This is a genomic window from Gimesia benthica, assembly GCF_009720525.1.
In the GTDB taxonomy this organism is placed as follows: Bacteria; Planctomycetota; Planctomycetia; order Planctomycetales; family Planctomycetaceae; genus Gimesia; species Gimesia benthica.
On sequence record NZ_CP043930.1, the window covers coordinates 5,051,149 to 5,068,628 of the forward strand.

Annotated in this window: 16 protein-coding genes and 2 pseudogenes; 11 read left to right on the top strand and 7 right to left on the bottom strand. The window is 49.2% G+C overall.

Annotation, left to right across the window (positions count from 1 at the left end):
• Positions 1-33: 33 nt before the first annotated feature.
• The 5 genes from F1728_RS19650 to F1728_RS19670 all read left to right on the top strand — a co-directional run bounded on the left by F1728_RS19650 (position 34) and on the right by F1728_RS19670 (position 6,487).
• Positions 34-483, top strand: coding sequence for a hypothetical protein (locus F1728_RS19650; protein WP_145187179.1), 450 nt, complete (start codon positions 34-36; stop codon positions 481-483).
• Positions 484-820: 337 nt separating this feature from the next.
• Positions 821-2,083, top strand: a complete 1,263-nt coding sequence (locus F1728_RS19655) for a cation:proton antiporter (protein WP_155365492.1) — start codon at positions 821-823, stop codon at positions 2,081-2,083.
• Between the two features lie 314 nt (positions 2,084-2,397).
• The gene (locus F1728_RS19660; protein ID WP_155365493.1) at positions 2,398-3,759 is read left to right on the top strand and encodes a Glu/Leu/Phe/Val family dehydrogenase; all 1,362 of its coding nucleotides are present in this window, start codon (positions 2,398-2,400) and stop codon (positions 3,757-3,759) included.
• Positions 3,760-3,959: 200 nt separating this feature from the next.
• Positions 3,960-4,871, top strand: coding sequence for an AlbA family DNA-binding domain-containing protein (locus tag F1728_RS19665; RefSeq protein ID WP_155365494.1), 912 nt, complete (start codon positions 3,960-3,962; stop codon positions 4,869-4,871).
• Between the two features lie 35 nt (positions 4,872-4,906).
• Positions 4,907-6,487, top strand: coding sequence for a PP2C family protein-serine/threonine phosphatase (locus F1728_RS19670; protein WP_155365495.1), 1,581 nt, complete (start codon positions 4,907-4,909; stop codon positions 6,485-6,487).
• 66 nt (positions 6,488-6,553) lie between these two features.
• Here F1728_RS19670 and F1728_RS19675 read toward each other — a convergent pair whose 3' ends face one another.
• Complete coding sequence (locus tag F1728_RS19675; protein WP_155365496.1) at positions 6,554-7,612, bottom strand: GNAT family N-acetyltransferase; 1,059 nt, start codon at positions 7,610-7,612, stop codon at positions 6,554-6,556.
• A 606-nt stretch (positions 7,613-8,218) separates the two neighbouring features.
• Here F1728_RS19675 and F1728_RS32625 point away from each other — a divergent pair.
• Positions 8,219-8,608, top strand: a pseudogene (locus F1728_RS32625) (recombinase family protein).
• Positions 8,609-8,624: 16 nt separating this feature from the next.
• On the opposite strand, the gene F1728_RS19685 reads toward F1728_RS32625, so the two are convergent.
• The 5 genes from F1728_RS19685 to F1728_RS19705 form a co-directional block, all read right to left on the bottom strand.
• Positions 8,625-9,725 carry a hypothetical protein gene (locus F1728_RS19685; RefSeq protein WP_155365497.1) on the bottom strand — a complete coding sequence of 367 codons (1,101 nt, stop codon included), beginning with the start codon at positions 9,723-9,725 and terminating at the stop codon, positions 8,625-8,627.
• Positions 9,722-9,976 carry a hypothetical protein gene (locus tag F1728_RS19690; RefSeq protein WP_155365498.1) on the bottom strand — a complete coding sequence of 85 codons (255 nt, stop codon included), beginning with the start codon at positions 9,974-9,976 and terminating at the stop codon, positions 9,722-9,724. The genes F1728_RS19685 and F1728_RS19690 overlap by 4 nt, the downstream gene beginning before the upstream one ends.
• Before the next feature lie 13 nt (positions 9,977-9,989).
• Positions 9,990-10,178: a hypothetical protein gene (locus tag F1728_RS19695; protein ID WP_155365499.1), complete on the bottom strand. Its 189-nt coding sequence runs from the start codon at positions 10,176-10,178 to the stop codon at positions 9,990-9,992.
• A 205-nt stretch (positions 10,179-10,383) separates the two neighbouring features.
• Positions 10,384-10,767: a hypothetical protein gene (locus F1728_RS19700; RefSeq protein WP_194242449.1), complete on the bottom strand. Its 384-nt coding sequence runs from the start codon at positions 10,765-10,767 to the stop codon at positions 10,384-10,386.
• 796 nt (positions 10,768-11,563) lie between these two features.
• Positions 11,564-12,076 carry a response regulator gene (locus F1728_RS19705; protein WP_155365500.1) on the bottom strand — a complete coding sequence of 171 codons (513 nt, stop codon included), beginning with the start codon at positions 12,074-12,076 and terminating at the stop codon, positions 11,564-11,566.
• Between the two features lie 428 nt (positions 12,077-12,504).
• On the opposite strand from F1728_RS19705, the gene F1728_RS19710 reads away from it, so the two are divergent.
• From F1728_RS19710 to F1728_RS19725, 4 genes are all read left to right on the top strand, one after another.
• Entirely contained in the window at positions 12,505-12,852 is a 348-nt protein-coding gene (locus F1728_RS19710) for a hypothetical protein (protein ID WP_155365501.1), read from the top strand.
• 432 nt (positions 12,853-13,284) lie between these two features.
• Positions 13,285-14,019, top strand: a complete 735-nt coding sequence (locus F1728_RS19715; RefSeq protein WP_155365502.1) for an IS5 family transposase — start codon at positions 13,285-13,287, stop codon at positions 14,017-14,019.
• Positions 14,016-14,375: a hypothetical protein gene (locus F1728_RS19720; RefSeq protein WP_155365503.1), complete on the top strand. Its 360-nt coding sequence runs from the start codon at positions 14,016-14,018 to the stop codon at positions 14,373-14,375. Before F1728_RS19715 ends, F1728_RS19720 begins: the two co-directional genes overlap by 4 nt.
• Positions 14,376-14,630 carry a transposase gene (locus tag F1728_RS19725; RefSeq protein WP_155365504.1) on the top strand — a complete coding sequence of 85 codons (255 nt, stop codon included), beginning with the start codon at positions 14,376-14,378 and terminating at the stop codon, positions 14,628-14,630.
• 862 nt (positions 14,631-15,492) lie between these two features.
• On the opposite strand, the pseudogene F1728_RS19730 reads toward F1728_RS19725, so the two are convergent.
• Positions 15,493-16,667 (bottom strand): annotated as a pseudogene (locus tag F1728_RS19730) (IS3 family transposase).
• Between the two features lie 497 nt (positions 16,668-17,164).
• On the opposite strand from F1728_RS19730, the gene F1728_RS32630 reads away from it, so the two are divergent.
• Positions 17,165-17,383, top strand: a complete 219-nt coding sequence (locus F1728_RS32630; protein WP_155367436.1) for a transposase — start codon at positions 17,165-17,167, stop codon at positions 17,381-17,383.
• The last annotated feature ends 97 nt before the right edge of the window (positions 17,384-17,480 follow it).

A 17,480-nucleotide genomic window follows, 5' to 3' on the forward strand; every position in this document is an offset into this window, starting at 1 on the left:
GTCCTCAACTAACTAGTTAAAGGAGCCACGCTCATGACAAAGAAAACTAACCTCATCAGCAAGCTTAGCATCACTACTGGACTTACACTCGCTATTTCGATGATGGTGTGGTGGTCCGTTGCAGCCCAAGCAGATGACAAAAAACATGATGCTCATCATGGGCATGATGCGGTCCATATGAACCACATCAAGACCCAAGCAGAGGCGGAAGCTCTGAAGCCGGGAGACTCGATTGCCATGGCGTGTAGCATGTGCAAGCATGTGATGGTCCAGCATGTGACTAAGGACAAATCGCATGTCAAAATGCTGACTATTGGCCAAAAGCACAAATGTGCCGCTTGTGGCGGTAGTGTCGCTGTTGTTGGTACCGGTAAAGGCAAAGGAAAGAACGAAGAAGTGAACCATGTTTGCTCGAAGTGTGGTGATGACGCGATGTTTGTCTGTGCGACCAAGCCTGGCAGCGGTGCTAAACACCATCACTAACCAGGCAAAAAGAAACCTGAAATAGTTAAGACTTAATCTGACCGTGAGGGTCAGGACTACACCAAGCTGTCACCGTAGGGCAGAATCCCAACCTGCCCTACGGTTGTATAAGTCCCTGTGGGGAGTCAAATTCGCTATGTGCCGATTCGTCCTTTACATGGAGGCCGAGATCACTCTGAATGTCTTAACAACGCGCCCATCTAACCGAGCATCGTCGATAATCATTGCGTCTGAGCCACTCAACGACGAGCCAGACTGAGAACCCGTTCCGCACAACAACCTGTTACTGATACTTCCCAACCGTTCATTGCAGATGCGAGGCATCGGATAATCGCTCATGGATATAATATCTGTCACGATTGTCGCCCTGGGAACCATTTTCTTCGGTCTTGTTTCGGCGCGTTTGCGGCAGAGTGTCGTCACTGCACCAATGGTCTTCGTCTTATTCGGTCTGTTGATTGGAGATGCGGGCTTTCGCCTACTCGAATTCCAACTGGCAAACAACGCAATATATTTTCTTGCTGAACTGACTTTGGTCATAGTCCTGTTCACAGACGCATCGCGGATCGACCTGAAACTGCTGTACAGGGAACATAATCTGCCGGTCCGGTTACTGACGATTGGACTGCCGCTTAGTATTGCTTTCGGTACCCTTATCGCTTGGTTGTTATTACAAGAACTGGGTTTTTGGCAGGCCGCTGTATTGGCGACGATTGTGACGCCAACTGATGCCGCTTTGGCCCATGTTGTAGTTACGAATAAATTAGTACCGATTCGAATTCGCCAAAGCATCAGCGTCGAAAGTGGTTTGAATGATGGGCTATGTCTACCACTGTTTCTGATCTTTTTGTGCGGCGCACGTGTGGCTGAGCATCCAGAGTCGACCACGTATTGGGTTCGTTTTACCGCGATGCAAGTCGGCCTTGGTCCACTGGTCGGCATCGGAGTTGGCTACGTCGGGGGTAAACTGATTGAGCATGCGTCACGACGCGAGTGGATCAGTCATTCGTTTCTCGAACTCACGACACTCGCCCTAGCACTGCTCTCTTTTGGTGCAGCCGAGTTAGTCGGCGGCAACGGTTTCATTGCGGCCTTCTGTGCAGGACTGACCATCGGAAACGTCTCGCGAGCACTCTGCGGCGCAGTTCGCGAATTCGCAGAGACCGAAGGGCAGTTACTGACGTTGCTGGTATTTCTAGTTTTTGGTGCCGTCCTGCTGCCGCAGGCCTTTGCCAACATCACATTCCTTGGGTTTTTCTACAGTATTATGGGATTGACTGTGCTAAGGATGCTGCCTGTGGCAGTGAGCCTTGTGGGAACACGGCTGCGACGGGATACACGTTTGTTTGTCGGCTGGTTCGGACCACGCGGAGTTGCATCGATTGTATTTGCTTTGGTGCTGATGGAAGAAATTGCTATCCCTGCTCGGCAGGAGGTCTTCGCAGTAGCCATGGCGACGGTGGCTTTAAGTGTGTTCAGTCACGGATTAACTGCCTATCCTGCAGCGAAATGGTATGCTCGTCGCACAACGGCCACGAAGAAATTGGGTGCAGCCGCTGAGCACGAATCAATCAACGAAATGCCGTTTCACCGATACTGAGGTAATTTCCACGGACGCGAACTCATGGCGTGTTGACGAAGTTCCGGAAGTGGAGAACGTTTTTGCGTTTGTCATATATATGATGCGCCGTGCATCAACGGGGATCAATTGGGACAGGATAGTGGTTCCAATATTGCTGGCCGTGGAGGGCTTGTGTTGCCAAGGCCGTAAAAGAAGAAAAAAATCTACTACATTCTGAAGAATGCCGTCCTAAGCAGCATCTAAGGAACTATAGGAGACTGGTGCTCTCTAAACCGAGTCAGCATTCAGCCTTGAACAGGCTATAGCAGACATGATTTCAAGAGGTAGTAACGATGGCCAAACAGGAAGTTAACGGAATTTTTGAGGACGCCATTGGTCGACTTGATCAGGCAGCTGAATTCACAAAAATTGATAAAGAGGCAATCGAGCGACTGCGGCACCCCAAGGCTGTGCTGCAGGTCTCAATACCGGTTCGCATGGATGATGGCTCGCTACGGATTTTTCAAGGATTTCGTGTCCGACACGACGACACACGTGGACCGACAAAAGGTGGCATCCGCTTTCACCCAGGCGTGTCTCTGGATGAAGTAAAGGCGCTGGCCTTCTGGATGACCTGCAAGTGTGCCGTGGTGGGCATCCCATTTGGAGGCGGAAAGGGCGGCGTGATTGTTGACCCAAAACAACTTTCACGGATGGAGTTGGAACGGCTGAGCCGCGGATTTATCGGACAAGTCGCAGACTTCGTTGGGCCAGAAACTGACATTCCGGCCCCGGACGTGTATACAAACGCCATGATTATGGGTTGGATGATGGATGAATATTCAAAAATTCATCGCCAACGTATACCGGCTGTGATCACCGGCAAACCAATTCCTTTGGGCGGTAGTCTAGGGCGTGACGACGCGACGGGCCGTGGAGCATACTATTGTATTAAGGAATTGGAGAAGCTGAAGGATTGGCAACCAACCGACATTCGTGTTGCCGTTCAGGGATTCGGAAATGCGGGACAACATGTCTCACGACTGCTACATGCTGACGGCTACCGTATCGTCGCCATCAGTGATTCGCGAGGTGGTATCTATCGAGCCGAAGGACTTGATATTCCAAGGGCCATCAAGTTGAAACAAGAAGGCCAGATGATTGGTGGCGTCTATAGTGAAAGATCAGTATGTGATTGTCCCGTTTGTGGAGACGCTGAGTCAAAGTGCAAATGTACCACAAATGACCCAGCTACGGGTGAATCAATCAGCAATGCCGATCTGCTGGAATTGGGCGTGGATATTCTGATTCCCGCCGCGCTGGAGAATCAATTAACCGCTGACAACGCCAGCCGAATCAAGGCGCCAATGATTGTCGAGGTCGCCAATGGCCCCACAACAAGCGCTGCTGAAGAAATTTTGGACAAACGAAACACGTTCGTGGTTCCGGATATTCTGGCTAATGCGGGGGGCGTTACAGTAAGCTACTTTGAGTGGGCTCAGAACCGTGCGGGATATTATTGGACGCAAGATGAAGTACAAGATCGCTTGCAGCGCATTATCGCTCGGGAGTTCAACGCGATATACGAACTGATGACAAATCATGCAATCAATATGCGAACGGCCGCCTATGCCCAAGGATTGAACCGAATCAGCGAAGCGATTGAGTCACAAGGCACCCGCCAATATTTCTCGAACGGCATCGACTCAAATTAAAGATGAGAACGAGACCAGCGTAAGTTAATCGACTCTATGAAAGCTGATGTGAGAGTGACTGGAGACAGCATGAGCAAAGACTTAATTCTGAACTTTAAGGTAGTCCCGTGGACCGGTGTGCCGTTCCTTGCTGTGCTCGGGCTTGCGTTCATGGTCACGCCACTCACCTAAAGATTTATCGGCAAGGAAGACAAAATCAAATGAATCACACATTCGACCGAGATCCATCAACCGAGATGGCTACCGATGTAACCGTTAGAAGAGAAGCAGCGCTATCGCATAATGAGCAACTTAACAACCAAGGAAGACGAACGGAACGGCGTCATGATCGGCTGAAGTGGCTCGTGCCGGTTCATACACTGAGCGGTGTTATTCTGGGAATTTTGATTTTGCATCCCGTGACAATGGTCATCTATTGTTTCGAATTTCATCCCGAACTTACGCAATCCGGCGTTCTTCACTTGGTTGCATCGCGGATGGGGAGCGCTTTCATGCCTCAAATGTGGCCGATGACCGGAGCATTTGCACTGATCGGGGGATTGTTGGGAATGGGGTCGGGGCTCTATGCGCGTGCCATCACGTGGAAACTACTCCTCGTTTCTCAACTGGACCGGAAATTGGGGATGACGATCCACTTACTCATCGCTACGGGTGAAAGTGACGTCGTCGAGTTCAAATCCTCGCTGCGGTGGGACCACCGTCAGAAGAAGTGCAATAAGGCTCTCGAGATAGTGATTGTCAAAACGATTGCTGGATTCTTGAACCATGATGGTGGTGACCTACTGGTCGGTGTGGCCGATGATGGATCAATTGTCGGCTTGGAAGATGACTACGCTACCTTGCGAAAAAAGGACCGTGATGGCTTTGAATTGCTGCTAATGCAGTTGGTCAAAAACGCACTCGGCGGTGACGTGTGCACGTTGCTGCACGCGGTCTTCCAGGAGATCGATGGCGGTGACGTATGCCGTGTGTTGATCGAGCCATCAGAACGCCCTGTGTATGTCCAGCATGAAGGGAGGGCGTGGTACTTCGTGCGTACGGGCAACTCAACCCGCGAACTTGATACCAAGGAGGCGATTGATCATATCGCGCGGCGAAAGTCACGATTGTGAGCCTTCCGAATTCTAAACGAGAGTTCAACTGGTTGGTGACGAGCATCGATAATATGTCATGCCTTGATGTCACGTTACTTGAAAGAAACTACAACAAGTGTGTCGCGAGAACTTATCTGGCAAGAAAACTTTTCCAGGAAAAATCTATGAACTTGAATTTGCCGCTTCACACTCGATCAATTCGTTTCCAACTACTATTAGCGGTCAATCTGCCACTCGCGGTGTTGGCAACGCTGTTCCTTGTTTATGATTTTCGTCGAGAAATATCAGATCGAGTGGTTGAAAAGAGGATCGCTCTCGACGAAGAAGCCAAGACCATGCTGCCGGCGGTGTTGCAGATGCGACATCACGGCAAAGATTCTGTACAGAGTTACATAAATACTGTCTGTGCTCGCATGCAGGACAGTGACTCACCGGGTCACCACATTGCCGTTGTCTTCCCAGAGGCAATGTTGCAGGCGGAAATACATCATCGTGCATCTCCTGAAATGATTCAGACGTTACAACAGGCCGCTCAATCTTCCACTCGGCGGGCTTATGTGGGAGAGCAAGAAATCATCGTGGGCAATTACGGACAGGATGGAACAACCATTTTCGTTTCAGAGACAATGGAGCGTCTCCGTAGATCAGTTTGGAACGATCTAGGCCGGCAAATAGTAGTTTTCCTGATTCTGGCTTGCGTCGCCGCAATTGTGGTCAACGTTGTGTTGCTCCGTTTCGTAACGGCTCCGCTCAGGCGGCTCGTCAATACCGTCCGCGACATTGCAGCGGGAAAGCTCGGCAGTCGAGCTGTGGCGTTTTCGTCGGCCGAACTCCGGTTCCTGGCCAACGAGATCAATCAGATGAGTGAAGCACTTACTGCGGCTGACCGGTATCGCGGCCTCCAAATGGCTAAGGCTCGCGAAATCCAACAACATGTGCTCCCGGATACACAATCCATACCCGGTTTAACGATGGCAAGCCTGTTCCTGCCAGCTGATGAAGTCGGCGGGGACTACTATGATGTCATCTCACTATCGGACGGAACTGTATTACTGTGTGTGGCGGATGTCACCGGCCATGGTGTATCGGCCGCCATGGCGACCGTATTATTGCGGTCGTTATTACACACGGCGGCTGAGTCCCTTTGCTGTCCAAGAGAGATCTTGGACTTTGTTAACCGGCGTTTCGAAGAAGCCACGTTACCGGGAGATTTTGCCACAGTAATCCTGGTTCAAATCGATGTGCAATCTCAACGACTGGAATACGCCAGCGCAGGCCATGAAACCGCACTACTTCTGTCTCCGGACGGCGAGCGACGTGCCCTGGAGTCTACCGGCTTAATTCTTGGAATTGATGCGAATGCGACATGGGAATCGCAAGAGTACGACCTCGTACAAGGCGAACGGTTAATGCTCGTGACCGATGGAGTTACGGAAACTCATGGTCCCAACGGCACATTATTCGGCCGCGACCGTTTGGTAGAGTTGCTGGAAAGTTCTTCAGAGTTGTCACTCAACGAGGTCATTGATAGGATTAAACATGACTTGGCTGCATTTCAACAGGAAGCGGTGCAGCACGATGATGTAACGATCGTGCTGGCTGCTCTGGATAGCCACACCTCGAGTTACCGATAAAACTGATGTGGTATCAGTGGCATGGTCTCGGTTACCCGTTGATAGACCGTTTATTTTCTGAAACAGTTACAGCAGTTCGGCGTTTGTCAGGTGCCAGCAATTGGAGTCGTGCAGGACTTCCATTTGAAAGTCTTTAAACTGGGGATTGTCATGCACAAAGACCTGGGTCGACGACTTACGTTGAAAGAACCCGAATCGCGAAAGCATGTTTGCGATTTCTTTTCGACCAAAATAATTCATGACGATCGTTTCCATTCTGATCTGACGGCAGTGCTGGATGAAAGCCACCAGTAACTGTTGGAATGATTTCTGGTCGCGATAGAAAAAGTCCTGAATTCCCGCTGCATGGTCACCATTTCGGCCGGTTTCCCCAATCACATAAACCAGATAGCCCAGTAGCTCCTGCTCACGGTTCTCCAAAGTCATGATCTGGAAGCGAGTCGACGGCTCATGACAAAAACGCCATTCCAGAAATTCGCGCGTGCGCTCGACCATGATAAGATTGTGAGCATGCTTTTCAAAAAGTCGATGAAACCGTTCATCAATCGGTGCGTCATTATTTACTTTAAGACGATGCGACTTGAATGTTCTGGATTCGAGAGAGTAGAGATTAAGTGCCAGATCAATGAGTACTGTCGCTCCTTTTCTGACAAATCTGTTCGAGATTTTATTCTTAAGCTTGTATTCACTGCGCAGCGGTTTGACCCAATGCTGGAAGGTGCCGATTTGTTTGTAGCGACATCGTTTAAAGACCGCCGCCGCAGTTTCCGTCATGCCATACACAAAGTGAAAGTCCGTTTCGGGCAGGTGAGAGATTAAGGCGCGTTGCAGTTTGAGCGCTGCCTGAGCCGATCTGTGTGCTTCATCGATGTTGATTGCTTCAGCCTGACCGACTGCGAAGGACTGGCCGTCATAGTTCACTCGCCTTCGCAACAGGCCGGTAGAACCAATAAGTTTACCGGCTGATTCTTCCCGGGCCAGCCAGCAGAGGTTTTCACCAAATGGATTCTGCCGTTGAGACCAGTTAAACCACTGCGGGTCGTTTTTCTGAAAATTCCGATTAATCAGGGAAGTCAGTTCTTCCTGATCGTCACTCGGTTTGGCCTGGGTGATAGAGTAGCCCATGTTATTTCAGCCCGCTTCTGAAAATAAAAAGTGCAATTATGCCTTAGATAGACGCTGCTGAAGTCTAGGTCTCGGGGACATAAAGTCAAATTAGTTCTGATCAACATGATTTCTTGTCTCGTTTGCATACTATTTCTTTCTTTGAAGCTGGCTTTCAAATTAAGACGGTAGAGATTACCTGGAACATGCCAATCATTCTTCAACACTTGAAAGTGCCACAGCTAATGTTTTCTTAAATATCAACTTTTTCGCACTTAGATGTAAACACCGGTCAGAAAACGTAGGGCCTGCCGGTCGACAGCATAGCCTGAATACTTGATATATTTAGATATTATTTTCAAATCCAGAATCTTTGTAACAACTCCTAATGAACAAATTCATGTTGCCACGTTTCTCTAATGGTGGAGAAACATTGTCAGCCAAATGAAGGACATTCAAAATTGTACTTCATGAATTTCAGCAACATCGTTTGATTGGCTATGCCCGAGTGAACACAGATGATCAAGAACTCTCACTTCAAGTTGATTCTCCTACAACATAGGGGGCGAACGAGAGCATATCTTCTGTGACAAACTCTCGGGCGCTAAAACTGATCGAACGGGGTTTTTGCTTTACCAAGAAAGTTTGCGACTTGGAGATACTCTCCTTGTTTGGAAGCTCGACCGTCTGGGACGATCAATGAGCCATCTCGTAACTATGATCGAAGAGCTGAAGGAACGAGAAATCGGATTTCGTTCGATTAGTGTCGGTATCATCGATACAACAACACCTTCATGAGAACTGGTCTTTCACGTCTTCTCTACTCTCGCCCAATTCGAACGGCGACTTATACAAGAGAGAACTAAAGCTGGCTTGGCTGCAGGGGATGACGATTCTGCCACATCCAATCGTCGTACATGTGGTGACCGGAAACCAGCGAAACTGGAACGCGAACAGACACAAATCCCGCTACTCCAGAGCCCTTCTGCTCGCGTCCTAATTCGATCGGACATCTGATAAGTGATCGTTGCTATTAAAGTAGTCGATTCAGGAACTGAGCGAGCACGGGACCGCAGCGTGCCGCATCGTAATTTGATCGCGAATTCCACGCCGCTTCGCGCAATTTCGCAACCAGCGAACGGTCAGCAAGCGTCTGTGCGAGTTCGTCTGCCGTGTCGAACTCTAACAGGGGGTAATCCCTCAGGTAGCTCTTGATGGCACCATAACCCTGCCTCGGAATTGCCACGGGAACCCCCGCAGCCACGCTGGTGATTAATCGGTCGGGAATTGTCAGGTAGAAACGGTCGTCGCGTGCACATCCCTGAGTGTTATACGCGATCAGACTCGCATCAAATTCACCAATTTTGTCGATCAATTCTCGCATCGGAAGTGGTGAGAAATGGCGGCGATGCGGGTGACCATCATCCGTCTCGGGCGACCGGGCATGGTGTAAATCAATGCCCGTACCGAGGATGCTGTTCATTAACGGACGCACGTCGTCGGCCGTAGTGGCTGTGGGACTGCTCATGTCTGTTCGCCCGACGAAAATCAAACTCGGACTCGCCGCCGTGCGACGCAGTTCGCAAGTCGCCTGAAAGCTTCGAGGCCAGCAGGGAGGGATGACGACCGATGGTGGAAAGCCGGTGCGAAAGACTCGGCCACGCACATACCCCTCGGTCAGGTCCGACGGAAACACGATTCCATCCAGAAATCGGGCGGCCCTTCGCAGATAAAAGTCCTGCCGGAGAATTCCACCATGTGACAAGGCCAGAGGGTAACACAGCAGCAGTAATACCACTTTGACATCTGGACGGGCCTTTTTTATCGCCAGCAAATCAGGCAGTGGCAGTGTTCCCCAGTAGCCGATGACAATTTTTGATTGAGTTTCGTCAAGCGTGGACAGTACGGAGTTCAGATATCCAGGGTCACTGGTTCCCCATAGCTGATCTCTCAGTCGAGAAAATTTCGATCTCCAATTTCTCCGGTTCTTCGTGGCACTTTGGGAATCCGGCAGAGCCCCAAATCCGGCCACATGACCGTCCAGCATGGCCTGCAGGCTGTCGGTGTGTTCGCACTGCGTGTCGGTACCGAGTACCGTAACAATTGTTCGCTCCAGTGAAGAATGGCTTCTCATGAGGTCACCCTGATTTGATTTAGTGTGCGGAATACATAAACGCAGCCAAGCTCCCTTTGAATTAAAGGTTCGCCCTCCCTGTCGATTGCAATTTCTCCACCATTGCCTGCTCCTTCCATAGTCAATGCAAGATGGGTAGCAGTTTGATAGCGGGCTTCGCTCACACTAACGTTGTAGAACACGGTGGTGGCCCCGAACAACCAGCCCAGAATAAAGATTTCCAGCGCACCCACTATCATTTCCCAACGCATGATTTTCTCCCGCTCAGTCTTGCTGCTTGAGGTGTCCATCTTCACCGTGCCGGTGTCCGCGCATCATGAATAAATGGCACGAGAACATAAGAACAACAAAGACAAACATCGTCACACCTTCGCCGACGCCGAACAAAGTTAGAATTAAAATCAGCAAGAACGGCAGCACACAGCCTATCAGCATGTGGACGAAATATTTCACGTTTCATCACCCCCGTTGGTCATTCTTGCTGAATCTTACAAGCGCAGCCAACTACAGCGGTGATTAAATTAGTACTTAATCGCTCACGCAAGGCTGCATTTTTTACCAGTTATTAATGTCTCATTAGAACAAAAATCACCGATTGCCCGATGAAAGAGCTCTCTTCAAAACCGACACTCAATCAAAAATACTACTTATGTTTCGGCTACTCTTTTTTCAACTTAGCGAGATATACATCGGGATCGCTGAGTAGCTTATCTTTGCAGCCATCGCAGCAAATCCATACAGGCTGATCGTTAGCGTCGACTTTTTGAGGTGGTCCCATCACACCGAGCATCTTACCTGAGACAGGACAAACATGCTGTTTCTCTGCTGAAGCTGCATCTTCAGTAGACAGTTTCGATAGTGCGACGTTCATTTTTTCCATGTCGCTTTGTCCGTTCATACCCTGGTGGCTGTGGTTACCGTGGCCATCACTGGTAGAAGGAGAGCTTGAGTCAGTGGGTTGAGTACGATCAGAACCACAACCGAATAGGAAAATTGAAATAAATATGACTGACAAGAGACTAAAAGGAACCATGTATTTCATCAAAATCCTCGTATATCTTAGAAACAAAAACAACCATGTCCACAAAACGACTTTGCAGCACCTCGGTTAGATGCACAATCACTACAGTTTCTTCATGAAAATTGAAATTCTTTTTCTAGATGATTTACGAATTGAATTTCTGTCAGATCAATAGACCTGACTTGTCAGCAAAGATCGGAATTCTCCTTAGTTTCATATTATTTTGACGAATATTATGAAATGACCTTCCTGCCGCTTCATAGATCGCGTTGCATAAATCTTCGACATCATAAATCTTACGAAACATTAGTGTTTGTTGAATGTAAGTCGTCATTAGAACGCCATTATCAAAGGCGATACCAAACAATGCTATGAATCCCAACTGACGACGTAGACAACTAGCCGCCACCCGACTCTCACACTACAAATACCGCGACTACTCAATTAAGATAAATGCGTTACTGTAATATTAGTTGATAATTGGCGATTGGCCGATGTTATGTCAAATCATAGGATGAACACATCCGGCTGCCTGGAGACAACCGGACGCGCTTCTAAAGGAATGGTTTCCTCAAATAGGATTCAATGGTTGTGGCCAGCATGGCCGTCCGAACCACTATTTCCTCCTCCGGTTGATCGGCAGCCGTTGGCACCAGCGATGAGTATTGCGGCTGCTAACAAGACAACCACGTACAGGATTCTTGACATAATAACCTCCTTGTTGTTTGAGTAGAAGAAAAACGGAATTATAAGAAACGAGAGAGGACTGCTATATGGGAACCATTATAGTCGGCGGAATTCGCTCAATTCGGAGTCACTACTGGTCGGCACGCAGTATACGTACCGTGGCCAGCCATTTAACGAGATCTTGTCGAACGTGTTGGACAAGCCGAAGCAAGACGCCGCCGTATTCGATCACTCGGTCGACGCTGGAGAACTCTTTCCAAGCAGTGGTCGGTTGTGGGCACTGGACCGCATATAGCCAGACGGGTAATCGAAGACACGTAACCTGAAGCTTGCACGCAACCAACCAGCCGCTCTCATCGGGCATGGACTCATTGACCAGCACAAGATCGGGCGAAAATTGGGCGATTGAGCCAGCCACGGCCGCACCGACTTCCGCCCGTATGACGCGGCAATCGTGTTCTTCAAGGACGACTTTCAATCCAGCGTAAACTTCGTCTCGAAATTCGACAACAAGCACGCGCGGTCGAATCGGTGAGTATCCGGTCGCGGTCGCGATTGAATCACTTATGCGGCACAATGAGGCATCGATTGAACTGCGGAAATCTGCTTTACAGAATCGCAATTCGGTCATAGTTTTAAACATTACAGAACCTTTCTGCTTATGGTATAATGGAGGGTTTAAAGAAGTTCAGTAATTCCAAACGACCGCCGCGGAAATCCCAACGAAGCCGAGTTCGTCAGCGTTTGGGGAGCGCAATCTGAAGTCTTATCAACTTCCGCAGCTATTGCCAAAACGGGAATTCATGCCTTGGACGGAGATTATCGACGGCACGACCACAACTGATCGGCGCGAGACCATCCCCATTCGAAAAGCCTTACACTATGAAGCGAGAGAGAGCAATGCAGCGATCAAGCGAACCGTGATAAGTACTGCGTTCTTGATTGCAGTGCACGGCAGGGAGCGCAATTGGCGTCAGCATATTAGCGTCGAACTCGTCGCCGCTGACTTTGCAGGGCGAATCTTCTTCCGGCTGAAGAGGATTCGTAGGTCGTGAGGGATGTTTCTCCGACTTGCAGGAGCATGAGTTCTCGCACGAACAACCCTCGGAAGATGCTGTCGATAATCCTTTTTTGCAGCAACTGCTTGGTGTGTTACCGAATTCAGAACAGCAAGCGTTCTGCCTCTTTCTGGAGAAATGGCCTGACAGCGATTTGGATTGGTTAAGGTCTAACTGGCCACAACAATTGCAGTTCGATGCCGCCGTGCCTATGGCACAATGGCAAGCTGAAACGGGGGCCGCGGGGAGTGCAAACATCGCAACCGTCAACCAGATGATGGCTTTGGCAGCATACTGTTGCACTCGTTTGACGAACATCACCGGCTCCGATTTCACTGACAATTTAACAGGACTACAGTAAATATCGGTATTTTAACTAGCCGGACTTCAACGATTATTCCGGATTTGATCGACGGGGATAAGGCAACGGAAGTCTGACCAGAGCCACCAAGAACGTTTGAGAGCGGGATTATCGTCATTAACAGCGAATTTGAGCAATGTCAGTTTCCGAATATAGTGAACGCACGGTGGTTCGGTGAGGCAGCGTGATCGTTTTGACTCAACGCGCCGTCGCCACGACAACAACAAACTGTTTGCGAGAGTTCAATATAAAACACTGTGTGTCAGTTAGTTGCGTCTCTTTATTTAGAGTTGGCATAGAAAATGCTGTTTAGTCGTCCCTGAAATACAGTTTTGAATCTTTATTCTTAGACTGGAAATGTCAAACAGCCTAACATAGAGATTGCAAGGGATTCTGTTTTTCAGCTCCAAAACCTTGCAATTTGAGTCTGCCATGAAGCCTAAACCGCGTGCCCAATCCAGTCAGCTCGATCTTTTTCAAGCGCATTTCGATCAGCTGCTCAATCTCGATCATCGGCTCTGTATTCTGGCTCGAAAAATTGACTGGCAGCGGTTCGATGTCGCCTTTGCTCATTGCTACAGTTCGGAAATGGGAGCGCCTGGCAAAGACATTCGGCTGCTCGTCGGACTGCATTATCTGAAGCACATGTTTAACGAATCAGACGAATCGCTGTTGGACCGCTGGGTGGAGAATCCATACTTACAATACTATTGTGGCTTCACGACGATGCAGCATGACGGGCCATTACACTTGACGTGCCTGGTGAAATGGCGGCAACGGGTGGGAGGAGAAAAGCTTCTGGCCCTGCTAACCGAAACAGTTACGATTGCTGTCAAAGATAAACAGATCACTAAAAAAGAACTGGCTCAGGTCAATGTCGACACAACGGTTCAGGAAAAGAACATCACTCATCCAACTGATTTAAAGCTGTACCTGAAGGCGCTCAACAATCTGTCTGCGGTAGCGAAACAGCACGGTGTCAAATTGCGGCAAACTTACTGCCGCGTCGCGAAGCAGGCAGCCCAGATGGTCGGTCGCTACGCGCATGCCAGACAGTTTAAGCGGATGCGAAATCGATTGCGAAAACTGAGGACCTGGCTGGGTCGTGTGATTCGGGACATGCGACGCAAAGTGCCACAGTCGGATGCGGCTCGGAAGGATTGTTGATCCTGTGCGAGCGTGTGCATGCTCAGCAGCAACAGGATCAGCACAAAAATTACAGCCTGCACGAACCGGAAATGAAGTGCATCAGCAATGGGAAAAATCACAAGAGTTACGAATTTGGCCAGAAGATTTGGGTGACCTCGACAAATCGCCACAACTGGATTGTGGGAATTACTCTTTGCCAGGGGAACCCTTACGATGGGCACACACTGAAACAGGCGATCGCCACGACAGAACAGATCACTCAGGTCGACGTGACAGACTGCTTCGTTGATAACGGCTATCGTGGACATGGCTGCGTCGGCTTGGCACAGGTACACACTGCGGGCAGCAGCACACGAAAACTGACGCGAACTTAAATGAAACGCCGCAAGCGATGTAGTGCGGTCGAGCCGAAAATCGGACACCTCAAGAGCGACAATCGAATGGGCCGCTGCTTTTTGAGAGGCCTGATGGGAGATGAATTCAACGCGGTGTTGGCGGCAGCCGGGTCGAACTTAAAGAAACTGCTGCGGGCGATCACGTCTGCGCTAATTTTGTGGCTGTGGAGCGGGGACAAGGCTCGTTTTGGGGAAATGCATTCCAATCAGCGACTCGCTCCAGCACCAGTCTGAGTCCAATTCAATGGCATGAGTCGGGATAGTTCACCCGTCGAGATCACAGTGACTTTTTCAGGGACGACGACACAGCAAGAAGTGGTCAATTTGCGGATGAATGCTGGTTCGACAATGCGGTCGATCTGCCGGAGCAAGTGAACTTCTGGGTTGAACGACTCCAGATCAATAACCGTCCTGGTCCTGGGCGTGCATCAGTCGGTTTACTTAATCAACCTTCACGACGTTCATTGTTCCGGTTGCGTATTGTGCTTATATGGAGTTTAAGATGCGAGTTGGTTTTCATGATCAACTCATCTCTGGTCATAACCAGAAAGAGGAAGTAATGCGCACCTCAATTAATTTCTGCGCGCCATCTACTTTTTCTACTGCGTCTTCCTATTCTTCCATCTATAATCCGGTCATTCCATTCCCCGACTACAGGAGACGACCATGTATGTGAAGGATCATGTTTCTCTGGAGAAACTCAAGAAGCCTGCTCGATCAGAAAAGAATTCCAGAATTACTCGCCGAATTCAAATCATCATTCTGACCACACAAAGTTAAACGGCTCCGGGAATAGCGCTGTCGTTGAGCCTGTCGCGCAGAACCTGCTAGAAATGGGTGCAACGCTTCAATCAACGGAGACTCATGGGTTTACAGGATCTTCCGGGACGGGGCCGCAATGCATTGCTCACTCTGGTAGAACAGAAAACATTCAAAAAACGACTTGATACGGGTCCCACAGACGTGAACGAAGTTTGCACGTTTTGAGGCGAGGATTTACGACAGACCTTAAAAAATGAGTTTGAAAAATCTTGCTTGCTGGTTGCGGTTTACTACTTGTTGGACTTCGCCAGGAATAGTGGGCGCGGTGTTAAGGTTAGGTGGCCTGTTCAAACTGTTCGGGGCTTTTATAGCCCAAGGCTGAATGTTTTCGCTTGCGATTATAAAACGTTTCGATGTAGACAAAGACGCTCAAACGCGCTCTCTGACGGGTTGTGTACCGCTCCTGATAGACCAGTTCCTTTTTCAGAGTTGCGAAGAAGGATTCCATGGGGGCATTGTCCCAGCAGTTCCCCTTCCGGCTCATGCTGCATTTGATCCCGTGTTCTCTCAACAACCGTTGATACGCATCACTGGCATATTGACTCCCGCGATCAGAATGAATCAGTAATCCTTCCCCGGGATGCTGCCGGCCGATGGCCATCTTCAAGGCATCGCTTACCAGATCAGCTGTCATGGTCTTTGACATCGACCAGCCTACAACCTTTCGCGTATATAAGTCGAGAACGGCAGCCAAATACAACCAGCCCTCATCAGTCCATAAATACGTGATATCACTCACCCAGATCTGGTTGGCCTGTGTGGGAGAGTCAAACTGTTGATTCAACAGATTCTCAGCCACCCGCAGATGGTGATTCGAGTCCGTTGTGACACAGAATTTCTTCGTCGTTTTGGCATGAATTTCTGCTTCCCGCATGTATTTTGCCACGGTATTCACGCTACATTTGCAGCCACGCTCCTGGAGTTCCTGATGAATCCGTGGTGAGCCGTAAACCTGCTGGTTCTCCTGATGGATCGCACGGATTTCCTCAATCAGCTTCTGCTGACGAAGTTGGCGGACACCCGGTTCGCGTCGTTTCCAGGTATAGTAACCGCTCCGTGAAACCTGAAAGGTCTGGCACATGGCAGTGACTTCAAAGGACTGCTCGTTTTCTTCGATAAAGGCAAAACTCATTGATTTTCCTTCGCAAAAAAAACGGTGGCTTTTTTTAAAATGTCCCGTTCCATTTTAAGACGACGATTCTCTTCGCGTAGCCGCTTCAGTTCTGCTTTTTCATCTTCCGTCAGCGAAGGCGATTCTTTGTCCTGGGGCATGAATTTTTCTTTCCATTTACGAATCTGGCTGGCGTGGACTCCCAGGCTCCGGGCAGCTGCAGCGATTGAATAGCCCTCTTGAGTCACCAGACGCACCGCATCCAGCTTGAATTCCTCGGAATAAACGCGTCGTGATACCTTAGGTTTTGACGACGATGATTTAGCATTTCTGGACATACTGAACTCCTCTCAGAGAGTATACACTCTCAGGCAGGCGCCCACTATTCCTGGGGAAGTCCATGTTGCATCAACTGGGATACGAATCATTGAATCCTCGCCCCCAGCACAGAAACGCCGACGAATCCGGCCAGCAGGCTTTTAAAAAAAGTTCCCCGAAACAGTCCAAGCCATAGCCGTGCAACACCCGAATCAAAAGCTGAGAATCTTTTTCCAGGACGAAGCGCATTTCGGACAACAAGGAACCCTCACTCGTGTCTGGGCTCCCAAAGGTTCTCGGCCTCGGGTGATGCGGTAAACTCAGTACGACTATATGTGGGTGATTTGCGTGGTCTGTCCTGAAACCGGTCAGGCGGAAGGGCTACTCAGTCCATGCTTGAATATGAAAATGATCCATATATTTCTTGAGCAGTTTTCCAAGACCATTCCCGTTGATGAGTATGCCGTGGTGATCTGGGATAGTGCCGGTTTTCATTGGTCGAAGGTGTTGATGATTCCTGAAAACATCACATTGGTTTGTCTTTTCTCCCTACAGCCCAGAATTGAATCCCATTGAAAACCATTGGCACTATCTGAAGAGTGACTTCTGGTCGAATCGGGTTTACGCGGACTTCGAAGCATTAATGGATGCAGCGGAAACTGCTTGGCATAAAGCCTGCATGGACACCGATCTGAAAAAAACCGTTTGCAATACACCATACGCAGTTATTTCTTGAAACACGTATAAACACTGCATTAGATGGTGTAATCATTGGTCCCGCCTACCGGGGGAAAGTTAGTTTTTTAATGTCCTGTTTTTAGAAGGAGCATGAA